At 38.9% G+C, this 265-nt stretch carries 1 pseudogene; it reads right to left on the bottom strand.

From position 1 onward, the window contains the following. Positions 1–265, bottom strand: a pseudogene (gyrB, locus tag AAEY57_RS20190) (DNA gyrase subunit B); the annotation flags it as partial.

Below are 265 nucleotides of genomic sequence, written 5' to 3'. Positions count from 1 at the left end.
CAATCAGGTCATCAACTAACTCTTTTGTCCAAGCAATTACTTTAGCTTCGTCAGAAAGGTCATCAGTTTTCAACTCTGTTTGGTAGATTAAGCGTTCCATTACCGTGTTAGGATATTTACGCTTTAAACGCTCAATAACTTTAACTGTATTTTGGTAATCGTGAACGACTTTCTCTAGCGCTTCACCTTCTAGCGCAGAAGCATCTGCACTTGGATATAAAGCAGCATTATTAAGTGCAAGCGACGTTAAGTACTCTACTAATGC

Origin of the sequence: Pseudoalteromonas sp. MER144-MNA-CIBAN-0113 (genome assembly GCF_040308965.1) — a bacterium.
Taxonomy (GTDB): Bacteria; Pseudomonadota; Gammaproteobacteria; order Enterobacterales; family Alteromonadaceae; genus Pseudoalteromonas; species Pseudoalteromonas tetraodonis.
Note: the sequence above shows the minus strand (reverse complement) of the source record. Positions and strands in the feature narration are given on the sequence as shown.